At 43.3% G+C, this 25690-nt stretch carries 25 protein-coding genes; 18 read left to right on the forward strand and 7 right to left on the reverse strand.

Annotation, left to right across the window (positions count from 1 at the left end):
* Positions 1-7 precede the first annotated feature (7 nt).
* Together MPH60_RS03025 and MPH60_RS03030 are read left to right on the forward strand one after the other, a co-directional pair.
* Positions 8-850: an EcsC family protein gene (locus MPH60_RS03025; RefSeq protein ID WP_241592445.1), complete on the forward strand. Its 843-nt coding sequence runs from the start codon at positions 8-10 to the stop codon at positions 848-850.
* Complete coding sequence (locus MPH60_RS03030) at positions 847-1359, forward strand: MogA/MoaB family molybdenum cofactor biosynthesis protein (protein WP_241592444.1); 513 nt, start codon at positions 847-849, stop codon at positions 1357-1359. Before MPH60_RS03025 ends, MPH60_RS03030 begins: the two co-directional genes overlap by 4 nt.
* Before the next feature lie 58 nt (positions 1360-1417).
* Here MPH60_RS03030 and MPH60_RS03035 read toward each other — a convergent pair whose 3' ends face one another.
* The gene (locus MPH60_RS03035; RefSeq protein ID WP_101222925.1) at positions 1418-1732 is read right to left on the reverse strand and encodes a hypothetical protein; all 315 of its coding nucleotides are present in this window, start codon (positions 1730-1732) and stop codon (positions 1418-1420) included.
* Between the two features lie 213 nt (positions 1733-1945).
* On the opposite strand from MPH60_RS03035, the gene MPH60_RS03040 reads away from it, so the two are divergent.
* Positions 1946-3151, forward strand: a complete 1206-nt coding sequence (locus MPH60_RS03040; RefSeq protein WP_241592442.1) for an argininosuccinate synthase — start codon at positions 1946-1948, stop codon at positions 3149-3151.
* Positions 3148-4527, forward strand: a complete 1380-nt coding sequence (gene argH / locus MPH60_RS03045) for an argininosuccinate lyase (RefSeq protein ID WP_241592440.1) — start codon at positions 3148-3150, stop codon at positions 4525-4527. The genes MPH60_RS03040 and argH overlap by 4 nt, the downstream gene beginning before the upstream one ends.
* 57 nt (positions 4528-4584) lie before the next feature.
* On the opposite strand, the gene MPH60_RS03050 is transcribed toward argH, so the two are convergent.
* Positions 4585-5019, reverse strand: a complete 435-nt coding sequence (locus MPH60_RS03050) for a universal stress protein (protein ID WP_214791049.1) — start codon at positions 5017-5019, stop codon at positions 4585-4587.
* A gap of 219 nt (positions 5020-5238) precedes the next feature.
* Between MPH60_RS03050 and MPH60_RS03055 the strand changes: the two genes are divergently transcribed.
* Positions 5239-5808, forward strand: coding sequence for a hypothetical protein (locus tag MPH60_RS03055; RefSeq protein ID WP_241592438.1), 570 nt, complete (start codon positions 5239-5241; stop codon positions 5806-5808).
* A gap of 73 nt (positions 5809-5881) precedes the next feature.
* Here MPH60_RS03055 and MPH60_RS03060 read toward each other — a convergent pair whose 3' ends face one another.
* On the reverse strand, positions 5882-6979 hold the full coding sequence (locus MPH60_RS03060) for a M24 family metallopeptidase (RefSeq protein WP_241592437.1): 1098 nt from the start codon (positions 6977-6979) through the stop codon (positions 5882-5884).
* Between the two features lie 119 nt (positions 6980-7098).
* On the opposite strand from MPH60_RS03060, the gene MPH60_RS03065 reads away from it, so the two are divergent.
* The gene (locus MPH60_RS03065) at positions 7099-7779 is read left to right on the forward strand and encodes a metal-dependent hydrolase (protein ID WP_241592435.1); all 681 of its coding nucleotides are present in this window, start codon (positions 7099-7101) and stop codon (positions 7777-7779) included.
* A gap of 573 nt (positions 7780-8352) precedes the next feature.
* Here MPH60_RS03065 and MPH60_RS27675 read toward each other — a convergent pair.
* Complete coding sequence (locus MPH60_RS27675; protein ID WP_272492874.1) at positions 8353-8475, reverse strand: hypothetical protein; 123 nt, start codon at positions 8473-8475, stop codon at positions 8353-8355.
* A gap of 187 nt (positions 8476-8662) precedes the next feature.
* On the opposite strand from MPH60_RS27675, the gene MPH60_RS03070 reads away from it, so the two are divergent.
* Both MPH60_RS03070 and MPH60_RS03075 read left to right on the forward strand, forming a co-directional pair.
* Positions 8663-8887, forward strand: coding sequence for a hypothetical protein (locus MPH60_RS03070; protein ID WP_034309145.1), 225 nt, complete (start codon positions 8663-8665; stop codon positions 8885-8887).
* Positions 8888-8958: 71 nt separating this feature from the next.
* Positions 8959-10278 carry a DRTGG domain-containing protein gene (locus MPH60_RS03075; protein WP_137018167.1) on the forward strand — a complete coding sequence of 440 codons (1320 nt, stop codon included), beginning with the start codon at positions 8959-8961 and terminating at the stop codon, positions 10276-10278.
* Between the two features lie 29 nt (positions 10279-10307).
* On the opposite strand, the gene MPH60_RS03080 is transcribed toward MPH60_RS03075, so the two are convergent.
* Positions 10308-10610: a YtpI family protein gene (locus MPH60_RS03080; RefSeq protein WP_076364735.1), complete on the reverse strand. Its 303-nt coding sequence runs from the start codon at positions 10608-10610 to the stop codon at positions 10308-10310.
* Positions 10611-10778: 168 nt separating this feature from the next.
* Between MPH60_RS03080 and MPH60_RS03085 the strand changes: the two genes are divergently transcribed.
* Positions 10779-11717, forward strand: a complete 939-nt coding sequence (locus MPH60_RS03085; RefSeq protein ID WP_241592432.1) for a DHH family phosphoesterase — start codon at positions 10779-10781, stop codon at positions 11715-11717.
* A gap of 68 nt (positions 11718-11785) precedes the next feature.
* Here MPH60_RS03085 and ytrI read toward each other — a convergent pair whose 3' ends face one another.
* Both ytrI and MPH60_RS03095 read right to left on the reverse strand, forming a co-directional pair.
* Positions 11786-12289 carry a sporulation membrane protein YtrI gene (ytrI, locus tag MPH60_RS03090; protein WP_241592430.1) on the reverse strand — a complete coding sequence of 168 codons (504 nt, stop codon included), beginning with the start codon at positions 12287-12289 and terminating at the stop codon, positions 11786-11788.
* Complete coding sequence (locus MPH60_RS03095) at positions 12286-12621, reverse strand: YtrH family sporulation protein (protein WP_034309135.1); 336 nt, start codon at positions 12619-12621, stop codon at positions 12286-12288. Before MPH60_RS03095 ends, ytrI begins: the two co-directional genes overlap by 4 nt.
* Before the next feature lie 182 nt (positions 12622-12803).
* Here MPH60_RS03095 and dnaE point away from each other — a divergent pair, with 182 nt between their 5' ends.
* The 9 genes from dnaE to aceB all read left to right on the forward strand — a co-directional run bounded on the left by dnaE (position 12804) and on the right by aceB (position 25664).
* The gene (dnaE, locus tag MPH60_RS03100; protein ID WP_336275416.1) at positions 12804-16163 is read left to right on the forward strand and encodes a DNA polymerase III subunit alpha; all 3360 of its coding nucleotides are present in this window, start codon (positions 12804-12806) and stop codon (positions 16161-16163) included.
* A gap of 112 nt (positions 16164-16275) precedes the next feature.
* On the forward strand, positions 16276-17517 hold the full coding sequence (locus tag MPH60_RS03105; RefSeq protein ID WP_241592426.1) for an NAD(P)-dependent malic enzyme: 1242 nt from the start codon (positions 16276-16278) through the stop codon (positions 17515-17517).
* Positions 17518-17522: 5 nt separating this feature from the next.
* Positions 17523-18152 carry a FadR/GntR family transcriptional regulator gene (locus MPH60_RS03110; RefSeq protein ID WP_272492829.1) on the forward strand — a complete coding sequence of 210 codons (630 nt, stop codon included), beginning with the start codon at positions 17523-17525 and terminating at the stop codon, positions 18150-18152.
* Positions 18153-18242: 90 nt separating this feature from the next.
* Positions 18243-19106 carry an acetyl-CoA carboxylase, carboxyltransferase subunit beta gene (accD, locus tag MPH60_RS03115; protein ID WP_230176751.1) on the forward strand — a complete coding sequence of 288 codons (864 nt, stop codon included), beginning with the start codon at positions 18243-18245 and terminating at the stop codon, positions 19104-19106.
* Positions 19103-20101: an acetyl-CoA carboxylase carboxyl transferase subunit alpha gene (gene accA / locus MPH60_RS03120; protein ID WP_241592424.1), complete on the forward strand. Its 999-nt coding sequence runs from the start codon at positions 19103-19105 to the stop codon at positions 20099-20101. Before accD ends, accA begins: the two co-directional genes overlap by 4 nt.
* A 278-nt stretch (positions 20102-20379) precedes the next feature.
* Entirely contained in the window at positions 20380-21339 is a 960-nt protein-coding gene (pfkA, locus tag MPH60_RS03125; RefSeq protein WP_241592422.1) for a 6-phosphofructokinase, read from the forward strand.
* Between the two features lie 120 nt (positions 21340-21459).
* A complete protein-coding gene (pyk, locus tag MPH60_RS03130; protein WP_241592420.1) occupies positions 21460-23220 on the forward strand; it encodes a pyruvate kinase in 1761 nt (586 codons plus the stop codon).
* Positions 23221-23302: 82 nt separating this feature from the next.
* Positions 23303-23695, forward strand: a complete 393-nt coding sequence (locus MPH60_RS03135; RefSeq protein WP_034309123.1) for an FxsA family protein — start codon at positions 23303-23305, stop codon at positions 23693-23695.
* A gap of 376 nt (positions 23696-24071) precedes the next feature.
* Entirely contained in the window at positions 24072-25664 is a 1593-nt protein-coding gene (gene aceB, locus MPH60_RS03140) for a malate synthase A (protein ID WP_241592418.1), read from the forward strand.
* The last annotated feature ends 26 nt before the right edge of the window (positions 25665-25690 follow it).

The raw sequence follows: 25690 nt of genomic DNA on the forward strand, positions 1-25690 counted from the left end.
TTGATGCATGGAATTCTCGAACCGGGAAATGAAAATTTGGAATGAAATTAGTGAATGGCAGGAAAAGCTTTATCAATATGAGCCCACGGACCTTGCTGCATTGTATGATAAATGGTTGGAGCAGGGTTTTGCCCTGCTTCCTGAAAACGTCCAACAACAGTTTTTTGACAAGCTGGATACTTGGCTTTTTCATTTGCATGCCATGGTTCAGAGCTCACAAGTTCAAATAGATGCAAGAGAGCGGATTTTAGCGTCTGCGCGCGTTTTTAATGAAGAAATCGAAACGTTGAGTGATTTGAATCACCTATCGATCGATCAGTTGAATTACATAGCCAATCAGCATATCGCTAAGCATCGCTTATATTCATTTGCACAGGGCGGGATGAGCGGATCAGGAGGCCTGCTTCTGCTAGGGAGCGATATTCCGGCCATGACGGTCATTAATGTCAGGATCGTACAACTGATTGCGATGTCTTATGGTGTTGAGGTGAATACGCCGTTTGAAATGATGTTGGCCCTTAAAGTATTCAATGCAGGAGCGATGCCAAAGAGGCTCCAAGGAATAGCGTGGGAAGAATTGATCCGCGAGGTCCAGACCGCAGAAGATGACTATTTTTATTTAGGAATCGAAGAACTGACAAACCCTACCTGGATGGAACAGCCTCTGAAGCAGCTGTTGAAAGCATTATCCATTACTGTTTTTCGAAAAAAACTAGTTCGGGGCATACCGTTCATCAGCATGGCCATCGGGGCTGGATCCAATTATCAAATGACCCGGAGTGTCAGTGAATTTGCCCAGAAGTTCTATCAATATCGTTATTTACTGGAGAAGAAGGCTGATGAAGAATGAGTGTCAAGAATCATAAAAAAGCCATCACAGAAGCAGTTCGCTGCATGGTGATAACCGTCAGTGATACACGTAATGAAGAAACGGATAAAAGCGGAGCACTGATGATGGAATTGCTGAAATCGAATGGTCATGAAGTGAATGAATATGTAATCGTTAAAGATGAGCGGAATGCGATTCAGGATGCGGTCACTTCTGGCAGCCAAAGCAGCAAGGTCGATGTCATATTAACAAATGGAGGCACAGGCATCGCCAATAGGGATGTTACGATCGAGGCGGTCAAAGAGTTGATGACCAAGGAAATTCCCGGTTTTGGCGAGATTTTTCGAATGCTCAGCTATCAAGAGGATATCGGGTCTGCCGCCATTCTATCCAGGGCGATTGCCGGAGTCGTGAACAATAAAGCCGTTTTTTCCACCCCAGGCTCATCAGGGGCGGTTCGGCTTGCGATGAATAAATTGATTCTTCCGGAATTGGGACATGTCGTTGGTGAACTTCGCAAGGATTTATAAGAGGATGCAAAAAAGCCACAGTTTTGAACTGTGGCTTTTTTTTTGCATGGAATAGGCCTTAATTATGCATCTTTTCACTTACGACCTGATTGGCACGATACCATAGCCATAAATCATTGATGATGGAAGCAAGTTCCGCAATTTCGGAATTGAGCTGGCATGATTTGGCGAAATTACTCTCATCGGAGAGCCGAAACTGCTTTCGGTTAATGGTGGATTCCAGTTCCTTGATGCGGTCCGGGATGCTTCCCCGGATATTCTCCCAGTGTACGAGTATTTGCTGTTGCTCGCCTTTTGTATATTCATCCCACTCCAGATTCAAATCGGGAATTGAGATGCCAAGGCGTTCATCAAAGGTAAATAGTTCTTTCATATGCCCTCCGCTTTTCGATTTATCATACTCCTAGTTTACTATATTCCCGCGGAAGCATCCAATGTGTAAATTCACTAAAATTATTAGCGGATTATTTAGCAAAATCTTTAAAATACCCCTTGTATTCCTTTAATAAAGATGATAAAGTACTAATCATAGATTGAATAAAAATAACAAACGATGAATTTTTATTCACACGAAAGGGCGATGGAAATGGAAAATCAAAAAGTTGTTTTAGCATATTCCGGAGGTTTGGATACTTCCGTTGCAATTAAATGGTTACAAGATCAAGGGTACGAAGTTGTGGCATGCTGTTTGGATGTCGGTGAAGGAAAAGATTTGGACTTCATTAAAGAAAAAGCGATCACTGTTGGTGCAGTAAGTTCCTATGTCATTGATGCGAAGGACGAGTTCGCTGATGAATTCGCATTGACGGCTCTTCAGGCACATACTTTGTATGAAGGGAAATATCCATTGGTATCAGCTTTATCACGTCCGCTGATCGCGAAGAAGTTAGTGGAAGTGGCTGAAGCGGAAAACGCGGTAGCCGTTGCACACGGTTGTACGGGAAAAGGAAATGACCAAGTGCGTTTCGAAGTATCCATCTCCGCCTTGAACCCTAATTTGCAAGTTCTTGCACCTGTCCGTGACTGGAAATGGTCTCGTGAAGAGGAGATTGAATATGCAGCGAAAAATGGCATTCCTGTTCCGATTGGCATGGCGAGTCCGTTCTCGATTGACCAAAACCTTTGGGGAAGAAGTAACGAGTGTGGAATCCTGGAAGATCCTTGGGCAGCCCCGCCGGAAGAAGCCTATGATTTGACTGCAAGCCTTGAATGTACGCCAGATACTGCCGATATCATTGAAATTGGTTTTGAACAAGGTGTGCCGGTTACATTGAATGATAAAAACTATAAATTGGCTGACCTGATTGTCGAGTTGAATCAAATTGCCGGCAAACATGGAGTTGGACGTATCGATCACGTTGAAAATAGATTAGTAGGAATCAAATCACGTGAAGTCTATGAAGCTCCTGGTGCGATGACATTGATAGCTGCTCACAAAGAACTTGAAGATATCACGCTTGTAAAAGAATTGGCTCACTTCAAGCCGGTGATCGAGAAGAAAATGACTGAATTGATTTATGAAGGACTTTGGTTCTCTCCGCTTCAAAAAGCTTTGGCCGCATTCCTGAAAGAAACACAAGTGAATGTAACGGGTACGGTTCGTGTGAAACTATTCAAAGGTCATGCGATTGTAGAAGGAAGAAAATCCGAGTACTCTCTATATGACGAAAAATTGGCTACTTATACAAAAGCTGACGAATTCGATCATGATGCAGCAGTTGGATTCATTAAGTTATGGGGCCTTCCAACGAAAGTGAACAGCATGGTCACTAACAAGAAGGTGACAGTGTGAGCAGCAAGCTTTGGGGAGGAAGATTCACGAAATCTGCCGAAGAATGGGTAGATGAGTTTGGAGCTTCCATTTCCTTTGACCAGGAACTTGTCCTTGAAGATATTCAAGGCAGTTTAGCTCATGTAACCATGTTAAAGAAATGCAGCATTTTACCTGAGGAAGATGCGGATCAGATCATTGCGGGTCTGAAAACTTTACAGGAAAAGGCTGAGAAGGGTGAATTGACTTTTAAGGTTGAGATGGAAGATATCCATCTTAACCTGGAAAGTATGCTAATTAGCGAAATCGGTCCAGTTGGCGGAAAGCTTCATACAGGAAGAAGCCGTAATGATCAAGTTGCAACAGACCTTCATCTATATATGCGTAACCAAACGAAAGTGATTCTGGAACTCATCAATGATTTGCAAATGGCGATTTTGGGACAATCCAAGAAAAATGTGGAAACACTAATTCCAGGTTATACACATTTGCAGCGTGCACAGCCCATTTCATTTGCGCACCACTTAATGGCTTATTTTTGGATGCTTGAGCGTGATAAGCAGCGCTTCACCGAGAGTTTCAAAAGGATTAACATCTCTCCATTGGGTGCCGGGGCATTAGCTGGGACTACTTTCCCGATTGACCGTGCCCTCAGTGCCGAGTTATTGGGGTTTGAGGGAATTTACGAAAACAGCCTTGATGCGGTGAGTGATCGTGATTTTGCCATTGAATTCATGAGCAACAGTGCGACAATGATGATGCATTTATCCCGTTTCAGCGAAGAAATCATTCTCTGGTCAAGCCAGGAATTCCAATTCATTGAATTGGATGATGCGTTTTCCACGGGAAGCAGCATCATGCCGCAAAAGAAAAACCCTGATATGGCGGAATTGATCCGTGGTAAAACAGGACGGGTTTATGGGAACCTAACGGGGTTATTGACTGTTTTGAAAGGACTGCCGCTTGCTTATAACAAAGATATGCAAGAAGATAAAGAAGGCGTTTTTGATACGGTTAAGACCATTGTTGGTTCACTTAAAATATTTGCCGGCATGATTTCAACGATGAAAGTGAAAACGGACATCATGGAAAAAGCAACAAAAAATGACTTTTCGAATGCGACGGAATTAGCTGATTACCTGGCTTCGAAGGGTATGCCTTTCCGTGAGGCGCACGAAGTGGTCGGGAAGCTTGTATTGTTCTGTGTCCAGAATGGCTGCTATTTAGTGGACCTAAGCATGGAACAATTCCAGGAAGCTTCCGAGTTGTTTGAACATGATATTTATGATGCATTAAATCCATATGAGGCCGTTAAACGCCGTAACAGTGCGGGCGGTACAGGTTTTGCCCAAGTATTGCTGGCGATTGAAAAGGCTGAAAAACTGGTAAGTGAATAACAGGAAAAAGCTCGTTCACCAATTTGGCGAACGAGCTTTTTCTATTATTTTCTTTTATCAATTCGTACGTACGACCATTACATCACAGTTTGAATGGCGAACGATGCCTTCCGACACGCTGCCGATAAGGAAACGTTCGACTGCGTTAAGGCCCGTTGCACCGCAAACAATTAAATCGATCGAATGCTTTTTCGCTAAATCCCTTGGAATTTGAACTTTAGGGGAACCATATGCAACTTCTGTTTGGACCTTTGCAATCCCGGAGGCAATGGCTTCCGTTTTATACTTGTCCAATAGCTCATTGGCAAAGGTTTCAGAGTGATCACGGATAGTCATATCATAAGCTTCGACAGTAGGGAAATTCCTTGTATCCACGATATGTGTGAGCACAAGGGTAGCGTCACTGAGTTTTGCTAAGTATATTGCCTTTTTTAGGGCCCACTCTGCTTCTTCCGAGCCGTCCACTGCTACAAGAATATTTTTATAATCTATACTATTCAAGTGAATCTCCTCCTTCTATTTCATTCCTATTATACAATGATTTACCTAATGGATCTGATTTCAATTGTAACAAATTAGCGAATGTTTATGCCAATAATCTGGAAATTACATAATGGGATGTAATGAATCATTGCAGGAACGAAAACCTCTCCTTTTTACCTTATTTGTTTATTTATGGTAACCTTTAATGTGAGAGGGGAGTTTTTTTCTTTGAGTGTTTCAAAAATAGTAAACTATGCATTATATTCATTCGTGCTTCTGTATGCTTTGATCTATTTCATTTATATTTTTTTCATCAATTTTATACATGCTTCGATCAGTTTAATGAGTATATCAGCACTGCTGCTTCCATTTATCCTATTACTATTTTTTCAATGGATATCATGGAAACATACCAATAAGCATAATAAAAGGAAAATTAAAATGAGATTTATAGGCATATCAAGCGTTGGCTTTGCCCTTCTAGTTTTTTGTTTGGTTCTGTTGGGGGTAAATGAATTTGATTCAAGCTTCACCATTGAAAGATGGTTAAATGATGATGAGGGAAGAGTATATCTGGTAGATGATTTAATGAATGAACATGAAATGATAGGGATGACAAAAGATGAAGTGTTCACGCTTTTAGGGCCTCCCACAGAAACGGAATATTTTAAAGAGGAAGATAATATTGTTTATTATCTCGGTGCCGAGAGGGGAATCATAAGAATAGATAGTGAATGGCTGGTCATTTGGTTTGACGGCAGTGATAAAGCAATGAAGTATGAACTGCGGACCGATTAGTTGAAATGTTGAATAAATACCCCCGTCTTTAAAGAAGGCGGGGGTATCCGGTTATTATATTGTTAATGCATGATCATTTAATGATTTGCAGGCTCTTCGGGAATTTGGTCAAAACCTCACAGCCCGTATCGGTGATCAATAGATCATCTTCAATCCTGACACCTGCAACATTTGGAACATATATGCCAGGTTCGATGGTATAAACCATTCCGGATTGAAGTTCGAGGGAATTCGTTTCAGTCAAGGATGGATACTCATGGACGCTAATCCCAAGTCCATGACCGAGCCTGTGCGGGAAGAATTCACCGTATCCCTTATTGCTGATGATGTTTCTGGCCGTCAAGTCTATCTCGGAACAGGATACACCAGGTTTACTGGCTCTAACGGCAGCTTCTTGTGCTTTAAGCACAGTTTCATATATCTCTGCCTGTTTATCATTGATATCTCCGTATGCGACCGTTCTAGTGATGTCAGAGCAGTACCCTTCATGAACGACGCCAAGGTCAAAGAGGACGAGGTCGCCCCGCTGAACCTTCGTATTCCCGGGTGTGCCATGTGGGGAAGCGCCATTTTTACCAGTCAGGACCATGGTGGAGAAAGACATTTGGCTGACTCCAGCCTTTTTCAATTCGAATTCTATCGCTGCAAGGATTTCCATTTCCGTTTTACCTTCATGAATTTCATTGACACCCACTTCAATCGCAAAGTCGGCAAGGCGGCATGCTTCACGGATTTTGACCATTTCATCCTCCGACTTGATCATTCGCATCCTTTGAAGTTTTTCTTCTGCGGAAACGAGCTTTGGGGCACCGAAGTGTTGTTGGACCTTTTCATAACGTTCTACATTCATATGCTCTTTTTCAATGGCCATTTTATGGATGGATAACCCGCGATTTTCCACTGCTTGCTTAACTTTTTCCCATGGATCTTCAATGTCGGTGTAACCGATGATATCCCCATTCCATCCAGCCTGTTTAGCATCCGGGACTTCCATCTGCGGGCAGATAAGGAATGGTTCGGCATTTGCAAAAATGGCAAGTGCCAGCAGTCTTTCATGAGGATCACTAAAAAAACCGCTCAAATAGAAGATGCTTTCTGTAGATGTAAGTAAAGCGGCTTCAGCCTCATTGGCCTGAAGCCAATTTTGTAGTTCTGTCAAACGTTCATTCATGACGATACCTCCATTAATAAGTTATAATTACCTTAGCAATATTTAATAGTATAGTAAATGGGAAAGGCCTAAGAAAGCTACTTAAAAAAATTAGTGGGTATGGGAAGGGAGCGTCAAAAATGAAAGTATCTTTTCATGGACATGCAGTTGTAAAGGTCGAAACGAATGGCAAAACGATTTTAATCGATCCGTTCATTACCGGAAACGAATTGACCGACTTGAAGGTAGAAGATGTGAAACCGGATGTAATCATCTTATCACATGGTCATAATGACCACGTCGGTGATACGGTTGAATTGGCCAAAAGGCATGATGCACTTGTCATCGGCATTGCAGAGATGGCCGACTACCTGGGTGCTCAAGGAGTTCGAACACACGGGATGAGCATCGGCGGAGCTTTCGAGTTCGACTTTGGAAAAGTGAAACTGACGCCAGCTTTCCATGGAACGGGATTCAATAACGGAGATGGGCAAATCATTTATTTGGGAATGCCTGCTGGCATATTGCTTACGATAGAAGGGAAAACGATCTATCATGCAGGGGATACAGCGGTATTTTCCGATATGAAGCTGATCGGGGAGCGACATCCGATTGACTTGGCATTCCTGCCAATCGGCGACAATTACACCATGGGCCCGGAGGATGCCGCACTTGCAGCGAAATTCCTTCAAGCCAAACAAGTCGTGCCGATTCATTACAATACTTTCCCTGTCATCAAACAGGATCCTAACAAATTCATCGATTTGCTTGAAGAGGGAAATGGATTGATCATGGAAGCCGGGGATGAAATCGAATTTTAATAGGAGCGGGAGCCTATGGGGCTTCCGTTAGACTGTAGACAAGCTCGATGATAGTGGAGTGTGTCTACAGTTTTTTTTAGGTTTGTACGATGACCGTTTCTTTCCACTGCAGGCACTCGCTTTCCGCGGACGTTCCGGGAGCCCTCCTCGGCGCTTATGCGCCTGCGGGGTCTCCCTTGGACCCGCATCCCCGCAGGAGTCTCGTACCTTCCGTTCCAATCAACTCTGCATTAAAACTAAGATAGTAACCCAATTGCCCTCAGTTTTGGAAGGTTTGTACGTTGACTGTATCTTTTCACTCCACTAAGACTTAACAATTAGTTAGATCCGCCTTTGCCTAAAGTCTTTTTTGTTTTTATTAGAAAAGGAGAAATTCAGGAAAATAAGTCAAGTTCATACTTCCGTATATCTCATTATCAAGATAGCGTCCAGTTTCCAAAACTACCGCTTAGAAAATCATGGTAGTTACCACGTTGGTCTGCACCGCTGTTTCGACCAAGCGATGATTGTTGTTTTACCAATTCTACTGTTTCCTATTTTCCTTGCAAACTACCACGTACAGTGAGTTTTTTTCTAATCTTCATCATTAATTACTGACAATTCTTTATTATCTGTTTGTTTAGAATCATTTTCCTCTCCATTGACTGCCACTTTATCACCTGCTTCAGAACATCCATCTATAGTTAGGGCGCTCAATGCACCTATTATTGAATTGATCAGTTTAACAAAACTTTCCCTCCCTATGTTTCGAGTAAGTGTACCCCTCTTTTATGAAAGAGAATCAATACAAAGTGAATGTATCGGAAAGTAAAGTCTCGTTTTGAGCCAAGTCTTTTTTCCTTTCACAAGCATAAAATAAATAGATGAAAAAAGGGGGGGTTGGATGAAACAGAGATTATTACTGTGTTTGCTTCTATGCGGTGTTATGCTGTACTATGCCGTGCCGCGTTTGTCGTTGGAAAGTGGCGGTCTGGAGGGTCTGTTTGCTGGATCCTGGCTGTTGTTTGCATTGTTGGCGGTGGCTGGAAACTTGACGGGCATACTATATTCTCCTAAGAAACAAAAGGTAAAACGCCAGCCGGAATACAAAAGGTTGCGCCAATACTAGTAGTTGTTTGATAAACTAGGCTCTTTGACCTTATAATGGAGAATAGGAATACCGTGAAAAGGGTGAAGCGCTTGGCTACAAAGCATGAACAAATATTAAAACATATCGATGGGCTTCCTGTCGGCGAAAAGATTTCCGTCCGTCAAATAGCTAAAGCATTGAATGTTAGTGAAGGTACGGCATACCGGGCAATTAAAGAGGCGGAGAACCAGGGCTACGTGAGCTCGATTGAGCGGGTAGGCACGATCCGCATTGAGAAAAAGAAAAAAGAGAATATTGAAAAGCTCACTTTCGCAGAGGTAGTCAATATTGTTGACGGACAAGTTCTGGGTGGGAAAACGGGTCTTCATAAGACATTAAATAAATTCGTCATCGGGGCGATGAAGCTGGATGCCATGATGAGATATACGGGTGCAGGAAACCTGCTGATCGTCGGAAACCGGACACAGGCACACGAGCACGCGCTAAAAGCGGGTGCAGCGGTGCTGATCACCGGAGGGTTCGATACGGAAGAGCCCGTTAAAAGGTTAGCCGATGAATTGGAGATGCCAGTCATCTCAACCAGTTACGATACCTTTACCGTCGCAACGATGATCAATCGGGCAATCTATGACCAATTGATCAAAAAGGAAATCTTGCTGGTGGAGGATATTTTGACACCCGTACAGGAAACGACCTTTTTAACGGTGGGTGACCGGGTTCAGACTTGGCATGAACTGAATCAGGAATCGGGGCATAGCCGTTTCCCAGTTGTTGATGACAATATGAAGGTTCAAGGAATGGTCACATCAAAAGATATCATCGGACAGGAAGAACTGACGCTCATTGATAAGGTGATGACGAAAAATCCGATGACCGTAGGCGATAAAATGAGTGTAGCATCTTCTGCACATATGATGGTTTGGGAAGGGATTGAGTTAATCCCGGTCGTGAATGACAGCCATATCCTCAAAGGTATCGTGAGCAGGCAGGATGTCCTGAAGGCACTGCAAATGAGCCAAAGGCAGCCTCAGGTCGGCGAAACGATCGACGATACGATTACAAGCCAGCTTGTGATGACTTCGAATCGCGGCAAGGGCGAGGAAGTGTATAACTATGGAGTCACTCCGCAGATGACCAATTACCTTGGGACCATTTCAAGCGGCGTGTTCACGACATTGGTCACCGACTCAGCAAATCGTGCACTTCGAAGCTATAAGCGCGGTGACTTGGTCGTGGAAAACATGACGATTTATTTCATCAAGCCAGTCCAGATCGACAGTACGCTTGAAATCCACCCGCGTGTCCTCGATGTAGGACGTAAATTCGGAAAAGTGGATGTTGAGGTGTTTAACCAAGGCAAACTTGTCGGCAAGGCGATGTTGACTTGCCAATTGCTCGATCGATCATGAAAAAATAAAAAGGATAATCGAATTTTCGATTATCCTTTTTGATTTGCAGCTTCTTCGATTGCATGAGGCAAATAAAATTTATACATTTTATAGCCGCCCCAAACACTGAATAGGCCAACGAAGATGAAAACGGCAGCAATGATATAAGTGATGGTCGTGTGGAATAGAAAAAGCTGATTGATTCCGAATAGTGCGACAAACGCACCAAGGGCAATGGAAGACTTCCCTGAAATCCACTTTTTCTCCATCGGCATTCTGGTTCGGACCGATTTGATTTTATAAAACAGATAGACCCCTAATGAAAGAACGATCAAGGTGACAAGAATAGGCATCGTTTGAAATTCCCCCAATTTAACATATGTACCTTTTTATTGTAGCGGGAAATGAAAGAGAATGCCACCGTAAACAAGATCAGTCTTCCTATTTCCGCAATTTTTTGATTAAATGAAATATATCATCTTTAATAGGCTCGATAATACATATGTTAAGGGGAGATCAATATGAAAGCTGAAATATTAGCAGATATAAAGCGTTATGATACTATCATTCTCCATCGTCATGTCCGTCCAGATCCGGACGCTTATGGTTCACAAGGGGGATTGGCGGAAATCCTGAAAGCATCTTTCCCTGAAAAACGAATTTTTACGGTTGGGAAAGAAGAACCGTCATTGAATTACTTAAGAAGACTCGATGTGATTTCGGATGAAACATATCAAGGTGCTCTGGTCATCGTTTGTGATACCGCAAATACGGACCGGATTTGTGATGCACGGTACACAACGGGGGATAAACTGATTAAGATCGATCATCATCCCAATGAAGATCCATATGGCGATATGCGCTGGGTCGATACAACGGCAAGTTCGACAAGTGAGATGATTTATGAGTTTTACCAGTTCGGGAAAGAGGAAGGCTTGAAGATGAGTGATGAAGCGGCACGCCTTCTATATGCAGGCATTGTTGGCGATACAGGTCGATTCCTATTCCAAAGTACGACTGAAAAGACATTTGCCTATGCCAGTGAGTTGATTCATTACTCGTTCTCCCGCCCTCAGTTATATCAGGAGATGTATGACGTCGAGGAAAGCATTGTCCGGTTGAATGGCTATGTGCTGCAGCATTTTGAAATCCTCCCATATGGCACAGGGAAAATGATCATCACAAAAGATATACTTGAAAAATTTCATGCTTCTACATCTGAGGCATCTCAGCTCGTTTCCTCGCTCGGTTCGATTAAAAATGTTAAGTCATGGGTCTTTTTCATTGAAGAGGATAAAGAAATCAGAGTCCGTTTCCGTTCTAAAGGACCAATCATCAATACGATTGCCCGTAAATATAACGGCGGAGGCCACCCGCTTGCAGCAGGGGCTTCGATTCATTCCTGGGATGAAGTGGATCATATCCTTGCCGACATGGAAGAGTTGAATAAAGCGGAATGAAAAAGTTTAAAGACCAAATCGCATATGATTTGGTCTTTAAATTTGGTAGAAATCAATTAAGCCAACATCTAAGTAGTAGTCCTTTTTAGTTTGATTTCAATATTCATTTTCGTATAAAACATGATCTCGACGACTTCAAGTCGATAGCGCTTTTTATTGATGGTCACGATCTTATTTTCTATCGATTTTTTCAAAAGCACCTTTCCGTCATAAACACTGGCGACGTCTTTTGCGAGAAGAGAGGATAGGTCGTCCTCAATCACATCCTCCGCTTCTGCAATACTCAGCCGATCCAGACTGTACCTTTCATTCGTGATGGTTACTTCCACTTCCTGAATCGTCAGGATTTCCTCGTTTTTCTCGTTCAATTTTTTATAATCCTGCTCCCAAATTGCGATTTCCCCGTTTAGATCCTTGATCTCTTCCCTTTGTTCGTGAAGGGTCCGGATCTGCTTCTCCTGCTGGACACCATGCATATAAAAGAAAATAACCCAGCTGATCAATCCGCCAAGTGCGGCTCCGGCAAAAAAACGCTGCCAGGTGGGAGACCTGTGATAGGGAGGAATTCTCATGGTGAAATATGCTCTTGCGTGAACCAGTTTATGATCAGTGCTCCTGTCTGCGCCCCTCCAAGTGCAGATAGAATCAATAGGACCTGCTTGACTATATCCTTCGTTTCTCCGTGGAAAATACCGCGTTCGAAATTATAGACCATATCAAAAGTACCCCCGATCGCAGCGACAATGGCCCAAATACGAAGGCTGTCCGACAGCCGGAATACAGTCGTCATCGGCGCTTGTCCAGTAAAAAAAGCCGCGAGACCCCCGATTATCGAGCCGCCAAGCAATACGCCAAGCGATATGAAAAAGCTGTTGAGAAAGGCTGGAACAAAGGCTTCATTCATATATCATCATCCTTTTTTGCTTGATATTCTTCTATTTCATTTATATGGGAAGTTCAGAGGTAATATGATAGTCGCCGGAAATCAGGAAGTTAAATTGCATTGGTAATGAGAACATATTTTCTTTTTTTGAAATAAACACTATAATGAAAAGAAACATGCCTTACAAAGGTGGGAGAAAAAACGTGTATACTCATCTCCATATTCAGAGCGGATACAGCCTGCTGACAAGTACGGTGAAGATCACTGAACTTGTTGCCAAAGCGAAAGCGGATGGCTGTACAAGTCTTGCCTTAACCGATCGAAATGTTATGTACGGTTCGGTCTATTTTTATAAAGAATGCAAGAGACAGGGTATAAAGCCGATCATCGGCATACTTGCGGATGTCCTTGATGAACGGGAATCGCCACATGGACTTCTTTTATTGGCAAAAAGTCTACAAGGATATCAAAACCTGCTTAAAATAAGCAGTGCCATAAAAACGAAATCCCCGTCAGGCATTCCGATGAATTGGCTAAAAGCCTATTCCAAGGGTTTGATTGCCATCACACCGGGTGCGGAAGGGCGAATAGAAACGCTGTTGAGAGAAGAAAACCCTGAAGAAGCCAAACAGGCAGCAGGGCGATTTCTGCAAATTTTTGGACATGATAATTTTTATGTATCCATACAGAGACTTTCGATTACGGATGAGGAAAAAGGTAACGAAGCCATAAGTCAGCTGGCGAGAGATTTAGAGATAAAGATTGTCGCGACGAATCCGGTCTATTATTTGAATGAAAGCGATGCACTCGCACAAGAAGTCCTGTTGGCGATTGGGAATGGCGACAAGCTGGCGGATGAGACGCATACGGTTCTTGGATCAGATCAATTTTATTTGAAAAGCAGGGCTCAGATGGCAGACCTATTCCATGACAGACCGGATGCACTCGAAAATACACTGCATATTGCCGCGCAATGCAATCTGGAGATTCCATTTCATCGTTCACTGCTGCCTAAGTACCCTACTGAAGATGGGGTCTCAGCCCAGGAAATGCTCGAATCCATCTGTTTCCAAGGGTTGAAGAGAAGATTGCCGGAGCCATCCATACAATATGAAGAGCGCCTGCGATATGAATTGGATATCATCACCAAGATGAAATTCAGCGATTACTTTTTAATCGTTTGGGATTTCATGAAATTCGCTAAGGACCATCAAATCCTGACTGGTCCTGGAAGGGGCTCTGCCGCCGGATCGATGGTCGCTTATGTCCTGTCGATAACGGATGTCGATCCTATCGAACATTCCTTGCTGTTCGAGCGTTTCCTGAATCCGGAACGTGTCTCGATGCCGGATATCGACATTGACTTTCCGGATAACCGCCGCGAAGAAGTGATTGCCTATGTCGCGAAGAAGTACGGGGAACTTCACGTAGCACAAATCATTACATTCGGAACATTGGCTGCCAAGGCTGCGTTAAGGGACACAGGGCGTGTTTTCGGCTTGAATTCTAAGGAACAGGAAGCGGTATCGAAAATGATTCCAGGCCGTCTGGGCATCACGCTTCCCGAGGCTTTCAAGGAATCGAAAAGGCTCAGGGAATTCGTTAATGAGAGTGACCTGAATCAAAAACTTTTTCAAACCGCGTTATTGCTTGAAGGGCTGCCTCGCCATGCTTCGACTCATGCTGCCGGCGTCGTCATCAGCGACCAGGCACTGACCGAGCATATTCCGATTCAGGGAGGGCATGACGGAATCCATCTGACTCAATATCCAATGGACCTTCTCGAAGAACTGGGACTTCTTAAAATGGATTTTCTTGGACTTCGCAATTTAACGCTCATCGATAATATTCTAAATAACATTAAAAAGGGGACGGGGAAAAAGCTCGACTTGTCCCATATCCCGATGGATGACCCCGAGACGCTAGCCCTTTTAGGGAGAGGCGAAACAACCGGAGTGTTTCAATTTGAATCGGATGGCATCCGAAAGGTTTTGATCAAGCTGAAACCGAACCGATTCGAGGATATCGTCGCGGTCAATGCCCTATATCGTCCAGGTCCGATGGAAAATATACCGCTGTTCATCGAGAGAAAACATGGACTGGCTCCGATTGATTACATGCACGAGGATTTGAAGGATATCCTTGAGCCTACATACGGGGTCATCGTATATCAAGAACAAATCATGCAAATTGCTTCCCGCTTAGCCGGGTTTTCACTAGGAGAGGCTGACCTGCTCCGCCGTGCCGTTTCCAAGAAGAAGAAGGATGTTCTGGATCAAGAACGGCAGCATTTCGTGAGCGGCTCATTGAAACAAGGATATTCCGAAAAAACGGCAGATGAGATTTACTCCTTGATTGTCCGCTTCGCTAACTACGGATTCAACCGAAGCCATGCGGTGGCGTATAGTTTCATCGCTTATCAGCTTGGTTACTTGAAAACCCACCATCCGGAATATTTCATGGCAGCACTCTTGACATCGGTCGTCGGGAATGATGAAAAGATTTCGCAATATATCCGTGAAGCAAAAAAGAAAGGGATATCGGTTCTAACTCCCTCGATTAACCGGAGCGGATACCCGTTTTTACCGGAAAAGGAAGGGATCCGTTATAGCCTTGGAGCCATAAAAGGGATAGGCGGTACGGTCCTGAAAGAAATATTTGCTGCGAGGAGGCAGAAGAAGTTCGCTGATTTATTCGATTTCTGTTTGCGCGTTTCAGGGAAAATCGTAAATAGGAAAGTGTTGGAGGCGCTTGTGCATTCAGGTGCATTCGATGAATTCGGTGAAGACCGGGCAACATTGTTGGCGAGCTTGGACGTAGCGATCAATCATACGGAATTGGTTAATCCGGATGATGACCTATTCGATATGTTTTCGGATGGTGAGTTTTCACTCAAACCGAAATACAACCGGGTCGATCCCATCCCTATCGAGCACAAACTCTCATTGGAAAAAAGCGCATTGGGGCTTTATCTGTCGAATCATCCGGTAACAAGCTACCGAGAACTTTTTCAGCACTTCGGCTGCTTGACCATAGATGAAGCTACCGATAAAAAGGAATCAAAAGTCTTACTTGGCGCATACATTACGTCGGTTAAAACAATAAGGACAAAAAAGGGCGATGTGATGGCTTTCTTGAGCGTTAGTGATGAAGAGGGGGATATTGAAGCGGTCGTTTTTCCAAATGTTTATAAAAATCACTCTGCCGACTTGAATCATGGACAACTCGTTATGCTGCAAGGAACATTAGAAGAGCGGGATGGAAAAACACAGCTTCTGATCAGGAACGTATACCCGCTTGAAAAAGTGAAGCAGATGAAAGAGGAACAAAACGGAACGATATTCCTGAAAATTGAGGCCGGCAAGCAAACGAAGGATACACTGCAAAAAATAAAAAAAATTTTAATGCAGCATAGCGGTGAAACCAAGGTCATGCTTTTTTACGAGAGGGAAAACCGCTATGTACAGCTATCTTATTGGGATTGGGTCAATCCTTCAGATAGTCTGATGCAGGCATTATTTGACTTGGTCGGAAAAGGGAATGTGGTTTACAAGAAAGAATAACTGTTTTACAACTTTAATAGTTATGTTATATTGAAAACAGGCCGCTGTGGTCTGACCACTAGATTTCAGCATATAAGATATGGGTTATCCAATTTGTTTTAGGAGTGAAACTATGACATTAAGAGAAGAAGCATTACATATGCACCGCTTGAATCAAGGGAAATTAGAAACAGTATCGAAAGTACCGGTAAGGAATGCAGTAGATTTAAGCCTGGCTTATTCTCCTGGTGTCGCAGAACCGTGTAAAGATATTTACGATAAGCCGGAGAGCGTCTATGACTATACAATGAAGGGGAATACTGTTGCCGTTATTTCTGATGGAACGGCTGTGTTGGGACTTGGAAACATCGGTCCGGAAGCTGCTATGCCGGTTATGGAAGGAAAAGCCGTATTATTTAAAAGTTTCGCTGGAGTGGACGCTTTCCCAATCTGTTTAAAAACGACGGATGTGGACAAAATTGTAGAGACCGTTAAATTACTCGAACCGACTTTCGGTGGAGTGAACTTAGAGGACATAGCCGCACCAAATTGTTTTGAAATTGAAGAAAGACTTAAGAAAGAAATGAATATCCCTGTTTTTCATGATGATCAGCACGGTACAGCCATTGTTACTGTTGCCGGTCTAGTGAACGCGTTACGACTTGTGAATAAATCAATGTCGGAAATAAAAGTAGTGGCGAATGGAGCAGGCGCTGCGGGCATTGCCATCATTAAATTGCTTTATAGCTATGGAGTTCGTGACATCATCATGTGTGATACGAAGGGTGCCATTTATGAGGGCCGTTCGACAGGTATGAATGATACTAAAGAACAAGTGGCGAAAGTGACCAATCGAAATAAGATTTCAGGACCTTTGGAAACTGTCATTCAAAACGCTGATGTATTTATCGGTGTTTCTGCCGCAGGTGCATTGACAAAAGAAATGGTTTCTTCGATGAATCGGGATGCAATCATTTTCGCGATGGCTAATCCGGATCCGGAAATCATGCCGGAAGATGCGAAGGCAGCGGGTGCCAAGGTTGTAGGAACAGGCCGTTCGGATTTCCCGAATCAGGTCAATAACGTCCTTGCTTTCCCAGGGATTTTCCGTGGTGCCTTGGATGTACGTGCAACACATATCAATGAAAAAATGAAGGTTGCTGCAGTACAAGCCATTGCCGGTTTAATACAGGAACATGAGTTAAACGAAGACTACGTTATCCCTGCTCCATTTGATGAGAGGGTAGCACCTGCCGTTGCGGCTGCTGTTGCCAAGGCAGCGATGGAAACGGGAGTGGCTAGAATTAATGTAGATCCCGAGGTAATTAAAGAAAAAACAAGGAAATTAGCGATCATTGGAAAAAGTGAGGAATAATTAATTTGGCAGGTCGTACATCTTCATCCAAAATTTATCTCGATGTAGTTGAGAGCCTACGTAGCATGATTGAAGCGGACAGCCTCCTGCCGGGAGATAAAATCCCATCAGAACGGGAGTTATCGGATCGTTTTAATGTAGGCCGTTCCTCTGTCCGTGAAGCATTGCGTGCCTTAGAGCTATTAGGATTAATAGAAACAAGGCGTGGTGAAGGGACGTTTATCAGGGATTTCCAGGAGCATAAGCTAGTCGAGCTTCTGGGAACCTTTTTTTTGCAAGATAAAAAAGTACAAGAAGATTTGTCTGAGACGAAAAGGCTGATTGAAATTGACTGTTTGCGGATCGTCGCTTTTTTCGCTACGGCTGAGGACATCAAAAGATTAATGGCCTGGGTCAAAGCGGATGAGTTTCATGATGATGATTTCTTCTTAAGAATTGCCATTTTGAATCGCAATCGATTGCTGGAAAGAATTTGGCGCATTGTCAACAGCTATGCTAGAACATCAGAGATGGTACAGGGTAATGTGAAAAAAGAAGACTATCTGTCACTTCTTACATATTTGCTCGAACGTGATGAAGAAAAAGCCATCGAAACGTATCTTATTAGAATTAGAAATATGTCGAAGGACGAGTGACACCTTTTTACACGATACTAATTTTATTTCTGATATAGTTTGTACCAAGTATCATAAAATAGATAATTGGTGGTAAAGGGAGGATTAAGCTTGCTTAAAGAGCTATTTGCGAAGTCTAAGAAGAAATATGCAACGGTTCCTTTAGATCGGGAGAAACAAGATGTACCAGAAGGAATCATGACAAAGTGCACCGGCTGTAAAAAAATCATGTATACAAAAGAATTGGTGAAAAACAAGAAAGTTTGTTTACATTGCGGACATCACCATCCGATGTCTTCCCATGAGCGCATCGAATTTTTATTCGACGCCGGGAGTTTTAATGAATTTGATAAAGAAATGATTTCCGTTAACCCGCTTGAATTTCCGGATTACTTAGAAAAATTGGAAAAAGATAGAAAAAAAGCCAAGATTAATGAGGCGGTTGTCACTGGAGTTGGAAGCATCAATGGATACCAAGTTTCAACAGCCATCATGGATTCAAATTTCCGGATGGGGAGCATGGGATCCGTTGTTGGGGAAAAAATTACCCGTGCCATTGAACGTGCAGGTGAATTGAAGATTCCGTTCATCATTTTTACGGCATCAGGCGGCGCTCGGATGCAGGAGGGCGTTTTAAGCTTGATGCAAATGGCAAAGACAAGTGCAGCACTCAAGATATTCAGCAATGAAGGCGGACTGATCATTTCAATGATGACCCATCCTACCACAGGTGGGGTTTCGGCAAGTTTCGCGTCACTTGGCGATATTAATCTAGCCGAACCTGGAGCCCTTATTGGTTTTGCGGGAAGAAGGATCATTGAACAGACGATCCATGAAGAGCTTCCTGAAGATTTCCAAACGGCTGAATTCTTGATGAAGCACGGCCAACTGGATGCCGTCGTCAAACGGACGGAAATGAAGGAAACCTTGACGACGATCCTTAAAATCCATGCCCCGGGCGGTGAGTGGTTATGATTTACGAATTGGAATTCGAGCGTCCCATTACGGACCTGAGAAATAAGATTAAAGAGCTAAAGTCGATTTCGAAAGATGCTGAAGTAGACCTTACAGCTGAAATCGAAACATTGGAAAAGCGTTTAGAGAAGCTGGAAGTGGATATTTATAACCATCTTAAACCGTGGGATCGTGTTCAGATTGCCAGGCACCCAGCACGTCCGACGACGCTTGATTACATTCCGCTACTATTCAATGACTTCATCGAATTTCATGGTGATCGTTATTATGGGGATGATGAAGCGATTGTCGCTGGAATCGCGGAATTTGATGGACTTGCCGTGACGGTCATCGGCCATCAACGAGGTAAGGATACGAAGGAAAACATCCGTCGTAACTTTGGCATGCCCCATCCTGAAGGCTATCGAAAAGCATTGCGTCTGATGAAACAGGCTGAAAAATTCAACCGGCCGATCATTTGTTTCATTGATACGAAGGGAGCTTTCCCTGGTAAAGCTGCTGAAGAGCGCGGGCAAAGTGAAGCCATTGCGAAAAACCTTTTCGAAATGGCAGGGCTTAAGGTACCGGTCATCAGTATAGTCATCGGTGAAGGCGGAAGCGGAGGTGCATTGGCACTTGGTGTCGGAGACCGAATTTTCATGCTTGAGAACTCAACCTATTCGGTAATTTCCCCAGAAGGGGCTGCAGCCTTGCTGTGGAAGGATGCCTCCCAGGCTAAGAGGGCTGCGGAATCGATGAAAATCACGGCTCCTGACTTAAACCGCTTAGGAGTCATCGATGAGATCATCCCTGAAGTGAGGGGCGGCGCCCATAGGGATTCGAATTTACAGGCTGAAGCCATCAAGGATATCCTGAAACGGTCATTCAATGAACTTCTGCCATTGAATAGCGATGATCTTATCAACCAGCGTTATATGAAATTCAAGAAAATCGGTGAATATGAATTTGCAAAACAACCTGAGGGTGAACCTAAGGAAGTGGAACAGCATTCATAAACACATTATGTAAAGGAAAAACGTGCTGCCTGGGGCAACACGTTTTTTCATCCTTTCATGGGCGCATATGTATTCATTACCGAAACGAGTAAAGAATATGGTTTGTGTGTAGAATGTAAACTTTTACGCCATTTTACTTCAATTTCTGAAGAGAATCGGTTAGGCTTATAACATCAAGTGAGCATAAGTGAAACAAGATACTGCTTATTGAAGCATGAAAAAGGGTACAATGATATAATGAAGCTTGAAATGATTAGTGCTGTAGAGAGGTGACATTTATGAAAAGAATAGGTGTATTGACAAGTGGAGGAGATTCTCCAGGAATGAATGCGGCAGTCCGAGCAGTTGTCCGGAAAGCAATTTTTCATGAAATTGAGGTCTTCGGGATTTATCATGGTTATCAGGGTTTAATAAATGGAAATATAAAGAAGCTTGAACTTGGGTCGGTCGGGGATATCATTCATCGAGGCGGCACGATGTTACATACGGCTCGCTGTCCGGAATTTAAGACAGAGGAAGTCCAGCTGAAAGCGATTGAACAATTGAATAAACTTGGTATCGAGGGCATTGTCATAATTGGTGGCGATGGTTCTTACCGCGGAGCGAAAGCTTTAACGGAAAGGGGCTTTCCTTGTATCGGAGTTCCTGGAACAATTGATAATGACATACCGGGTACGGACTTTACGATTGGTTTCGATACGGCCCTGAATACAGTCATCGATGCTATCGATAAAATTCGGGATACGGCTACTTCTCATGAAAGGACTTATGTAGTTGAAGTGATGGGAAGAGATGCCGGCGATATAGCGCTTTGGGCTGGATTGGCTGGCGGAGCTGAAACGATTCTGTGTCCTGAATATGAATATGATATAGATGATTTGATTGGGAAGCTGAACCGCGGACATGACCGAGGGAAAAAGCACAGTATCATCATTGTAGCTGAAGGTGTTGGAAGTGCCGTTGATATCTCCAGGAGTATTGAAGCGAAAGCGGGAATTGAAACCCGTGTAACGGTCCTGGGCCATGTCCAGCGCGGAGGATCTCCTTCGGCTAATGACCGGGTATTGGCAAGCCGCCTTGGAGCAAGAGCAGTTGAATTGCTTCTTGAAGGAAAAGGAGGCAGGGCTGTAGGGATAGAACAAAATCAACTTGTTGATTATGATATCATCGAAGCTCTTGCTAAACCGCATACAATTGACAAGAAAATGTATGATTTATCTGCCGAGCTATCGATTTAATCATTATTGATAGGAATTGCTTTTTAAAGAATTGGGTATTTAAATAGAAGACAAAAACACTGCGCCCCTGTCTTCAAAAGGTGGACAGGCGGCGAGTTTTTCCTTAAAGGAGGATGACACATGCGTAAAACCAAGATTGTTTGTACGATTGGACCCGCGAGTGAAAGTATAGAAAAGCTGGTTCAATTAATAGAAGCAGGGATGAATGTGGCACGTCTTAACTTTTCTCATGGAAATCATGAAGAACATGCCGCTAGAATCCGTAATATCAGGGAAGCTGCCGAAAAAACGGGTAAACAAGTTGCCATCCTGTTGGATACAAAAGGACCTGAAATACGGACAAATAATATGGAAAATGACTCTATAGAGCTTGTAGCCGGAAATGAAGTCATTATTTCCATGGATGAAGTCCTTGGAACACCTGAAAAATTCTCCATTACCTATGGAGGGCTTCTGCATGATGTCCATCCAGGTTCTAAAATCCTTTTGGATGATGGATTGATCGGCCTTGAAGTGTTGAAGGTAGATGAGGTAAGAAAAGAAATCCATACGAAGATCTTGAATAGCGGTACACTTAAGAACAAAAAAGGCGTGAATGTTCCTGGAGTTTCGGTTAACCTGCCGGGAATAACGGAGAAAGATGAACAGGATATCCTTTTTGGAATTGAACAGGGTATCGACTTCATCGCTGCCTCATTTGTACGCAGGGCTTCCGACGTGCTTGAAGTAAGTGAATTATTGCAGCAAAATGGAGCGGAACATATTCAAATCATCCCAAAAATCGAAAATCAAGAGGGTGTAGACCGGCTTGATGAAATTTTGGAAGTTTCCGATGGCTTGATGGTAGCACGTGGAGACTTGGGAGTGGAAATTCCTGCAGAAGAAGTGCCATTAGTCCAAAAACAAATGATCAAAAAATGTAATAATGCCGGAAAACCAGTCATAACGGCTACACAAATGCTCGATTCGATGCAGCGTAACCCAAGGCCGACCCGTGCAGAAGCAAGTGACGTGGCCAATGCCATATTTGATGGAACGGATGCAATCATGCTTTCTGGTGAAACAGCGGCTGGAACCTATCCTGTCGAAGCGGTGCAAACGATGCATAACATAGCTTCACGTGCTGAAACTGCCCTTGATTATCGGGATATATTATCAGTCAGAAGCAAAGTGAACCGTCATAATGTCACTGATGCTATTGGTCAATCCGTTGCCCATACCGCGCTTAATCTTAATGCCGGGGCAATCATCACCCCTACGGAAAGCGGTCATACAGCAAGGATGATTTCCAAATACCGCCCTAAAGCACCGATCATTGCGGTTACTTCCAATGATCATGTTTCAAGACGGCTTGCATTGGCTTGGGGAGTCTATCCGCAAATTGGTCCAAAAGCGACGACTACCGATGAAATGCTTCAAACTGCAATAGATGAAAGCTTGCATTCTGGCTTAGTTTCCCATGGGGATTTAGTCGTCATTACAGCCGGTGTTCCTGTAGGTGAAACAGGTACGACTAACTTGATGAAAATTCATGTGTTAGGAGAGGTTCTTTTGAAGGCTCAAGGAATCGGCAGGAAATCAGCGAAAGGTGAAGTGGTTATAGCTAAGAATGCCAAGGAAGCTTTGGAAAAAGTGACGGAAGGCTCTGTCTTGGTTACAATCGGTTCGGACCGCGATATGATGCCGGCGATTGAAAAGTGTGCCGCATTGATTACGGAAGAAGGCGGTTTGACAAGCCATGCAGCTGTTGTAGGAGTCACATTGGGCATACCGGTCATCGTTGGGGCGGAGGACGCGACCAAGGTTTTCACGGATGGTCAAAGAATAACAGTCGATGCAGGGCGTGGAGTCATTTATGATGGACATGCCAACGTTTTGTAAAACGAAATTTTGGCTGATTCCGTGCCAATGAGGTAAGATGTATGTACCGCACCAGAAATGGGCAGTGCAGGAGGAATGTAGGATGAAATATTTTTTAATGTTTATCATTGCGATGCCGGTCGTTGAAATTATTGTCCTTTTGCTGTCAGGCAATCTCATTGGTTTTTGGCCAACGCTGTTCCTGATTGTAGCCACAGGCTTGATCGGAGCCTATTTGGCTAAACGGCAAGGGATGGAAACATGGAAAAAGGCACAGGAACAGATTCGTTACGGAATGATGCCAGGAAATGAAATCATCGATGGGATCTGTATCTTTATCGGAGCTGCACTGTTGCTGTCCCCTGGGCTCATCTCGGATATCATGGGATTGATCCTTGTGTTTCCGCCAACCCGGAATCTCCTCAAACCGATTGTTATCCGGTTTATCATGAACAGGATGAATAAAGGGAAAGTTACCATCATTCGGCATAAATAATATAAGGCTGTCTAAAGGCTAAGCTTTTAGGCAGCCTTTTTGGTCTTGAAAAATGGCTACAAAAAGCATCCAAGTTTTTATAGGGTGCTTTTTTGCTTTTCAATAAAATAGGAGTTTCCATGTTAATCGGGTGTTCTCTGTTTCAGCATTAAATGATGATTTCCATGAGAATGAAATGTGTATAATAACAGGATTTAAAAATTATTAACCCTTTGGAAACATTGGTAAATCAGGCTTTTCCATGCTGAAAAATCTTTTTTTAGATTTTTTAGAAAAAACTGGTGACAAATTTATACAACGTGTTATATAATACAAACAGGAAATAAAACAACTGTATTATAACATAGAAGAGTTGGAAAGGATGTGGAGAGACAACATGATTACGGAAGCAAAAGGCTTACAAATTACAGGCAGCATTAAGCCAGGATATGAACAAATACTTACAACGGATGCTCTTCAATTCATCGAAAGAATTGAACGGCATTTCAGTGGAAGAAGGGCAGAACTTCTGGAACGGCGAAAAAGCGTTCAGGAAGAACTGAATCAAGGCAAGCTTCCTGATTTCCTTGAAGAAACGAAGCATATTCGTGAAAGTGATTGGACAATTGCGCACCTTCCGAATGATTTGCAGGACCGCAGGGTCGAAATCACTGGACCTGTCGATCGTAAAATGATCATTAATGCCATGAACTCAGGTGCCAATGTATTCATGGCGGACTTTGAAGATGCCAATTCACCCACTTGGGAGAACTGCATGGATGGCCAATTGAATCTGCGCGATGCAATCCGCGGAACCATTTCATTTAAAAACCCAAATGGCAAAGTGTATGAATTAAATGAAAGGACTGCTGTCCTAAAGGTAAGGCCGCGCGGCTGGCATTTAGAGGAAAAACATGTCCTTTTGGATGGACAGCCTATATCAGCCAGCATTTTTGACTTCGGACTGTACTTTTACCACAACGCAAAAGCATTGATCGAAAAACAAAGCGGTCCATACTTTTACTTACCAAAAATGGAAAGCCATCTCGAAGCAAGATTATGGAATGAAATATTCGTATATGCACAGAACGATTTGAGAATTCCGCAAGGAACCATCAAGGCAACGGTCTTGATAGAAACGATTCTTGCTGCATTCGAAATGGACGAAATTCTGTACGAGCTGAAAGAACATTCGGCAGGCCTGAACTGTGGCCGCTGGGATTATATCTTTAGTTTCCTGAAAAAATTCCGTCACTCGGATGATGTTATCTTCCCAGACAGGCAGCAGGTCACGATGACCGTCCCGAATATGAGGGCGTATTCCCTACTGGCAATCAAAACATGTCACACTCGTAATGCTCCTGCAATTGGCGGGATGGCCGCGCAAATTCCTGTTAAAAATGATCCTGTTAAGAACGATGAGGCTTTTGCGAAAGTAAGGGCAGATAAAGAACGCGAAGCAAGAGACGGTCATGATGGAACATGGGTTGCCCACCCAGGTATGGTAAGCACGGCAAAAGAGGTTTTTGACCTGCTCGTTCCAAAACCGAATCAAATTTTCCGAAAACGGGAAGATGTCCATGTAACAGCTCATGAGCTGCTTGCTGTACCGGAAGGAACGATCACAGAGGCAGGATTAAGGACGAATATTAACGTAGGCATCCAATATATCGCCTCTTGGCTATGCGGCAGGGGTGCGGCACCCATCAATAACTTAATGGAAGATGCTGCAACCGCTGAAATTTCAAGGGCTCAAGTCTGGCAATGGATCCGTCATCCAAAAGGCATTCTCGAAGATGGCAGGAAAATAACCGAGGAATTATTCCATCAAATTAAAGAAGAAGAATTGGCGGTCATTAAATCGGAAGTAGGGGAAGAAACTTTCATATCAGGAAAGTTTGAAGAGTCTACTAAACTATTTGAACAATTGATTGAAGCGGATGACTTTGCAGATTTCTTAACCAACGCGGCATACGAAAAATTATCTTAATATTCAAAAAATAAAATATAAATTAG

Origin of the sequence: Peribacillus sp. Aquil_B1 (assembly GCF_022603275.1) — a bacterium.
Taxonomy (GTDB): Bacteria; Bacillota; Bacilli; order Bacillales; family DSM-1321; genus Peribacillus.

What these genes read in the sequence shown, in the direction of transcription:
- MPH60_RS03135 (WP_034309123.1), top strand. Translation starts at nt 23,303, where the DNA reads ATGAAATATTTTTTAATGTTTATCATTGCGATGCCGGTCGTTGAAATT.
- pfkA (WP_241592422.1), top strand. Translation starts at nt 20,380, where the DNA reads ATGAAAAGAATAGGTGTATTGACAAGTGGAGGAGATTCTCCAGGAATG.
- MPH60_RS03085 (WP_241592432.1), top strand. Translation starts at nt 10,779, where the DNA reads ATGAAAGCTGAAATATTAGCAGATATAAAGCGTTATGATACTATCATT.
- MPH60_RS03040 (WP_241592442.1), top strand. Translation starts at nt 1,946, where the DNA reads ATGGAAAATCAAAAAGTTGTTTTAGCATATTCCGGAGGTTTGGATACT.
- accA (WP_241592424.1), top strand. Translation starts at nt 19,103, where the DNA reads ATGATTTACGAATTGGAATTCGAGCGTCCCATTACGGACCTGAGAAAT.
- MPH60_RS03035 (WP_101222925.1), bottom strand. Translation starts at nt 1,732, where the DNA reads ATGAAAGAACTATTTACCTTTGATGAACGCCTTGGCATCTCAATTCCC.
- MPH60_RS03105 (WP_241592426.1), top strand. Translation starts at nt 16,276, where the DNA reads ATGACATTAAGAGAAGAAGCATTACATATGCACCGCTTGAATCAAGGG.
- MPH60_RS03065 (WP_241592435.1), top strand. Translation starts at nt 7,099, where the DNA reads ATGAAAGTATCTTTTCATGGACATGCAGTTGTAAAGGTCGAAACGAAT.
- MPH60_RS03030 (WP_241592444.1), top strand. Translation starts at nt 847, where the DNA reads ATGAGTGTCAAGAATCATAAAAAAGCCATCACAGAAGCAGTTCGCTGC.
- MPH60_RS03070 (WP_034309145.1), top strand. Translation starts at nt 8,663, where the DNA reads ATGAAACAGAGATTATTACTGTGTTTGCTTCTATGCGGTGTTATGCTG.
- MPH60_RS03095 (WP_034309135.1), bottom strand. Translation starts at nt 12,621, where the DNA reads ATGAATGAAGCCTTTGTTCCAGCCTTTCTCAACAGCTTTTTCATATCG.
- aceB (WP_241592418.1), top strand. Translation starts at nt 24,072, where the DNA reads ATGATTACGGAAGCAAAAGGCTTACAAATTACAGGCAGCATTAAGCCA.
- ytrI (WP_241592430.1), bottom strand. Translation starts at nt 12,289, where the DNA reads ATGAGAATTCCTCCCTATCACAGGTCTCCCACCTGGCAGCGTTTTTTT.
- pyk (WP_241592420.1), top strand. Translation starts at nt 21,460, where the DNA reads ATGCGTAAAACCAAGATTGTTTGTACGATTGGACCCGCGAGTGAAAGT.
- MPH60_RS03060 (WP_241592437.1), bottom strand. Translation starts at nt 6,979, where the DNA reads ATGAATGAACGTTTGACAGAACTACAAAATTGGCTTCAGGCCAATGAG.
- MPH60_RS03080 (WP_076364735.1), bottom strand. Translation starts at nt 10,610, where the DNA reads ATGCCTATTCTTGTCACCTTGATCGTTCTTTCATTAGGGGTCTATCTG.
- MPH60_RS03025 (WP_241592445.1), top strand. Translation starts at nt 8, where the DNA reads ATGGAATTCTCGAACCGGGAAATGAAAATTTGGAATGAAATTAGTGAA.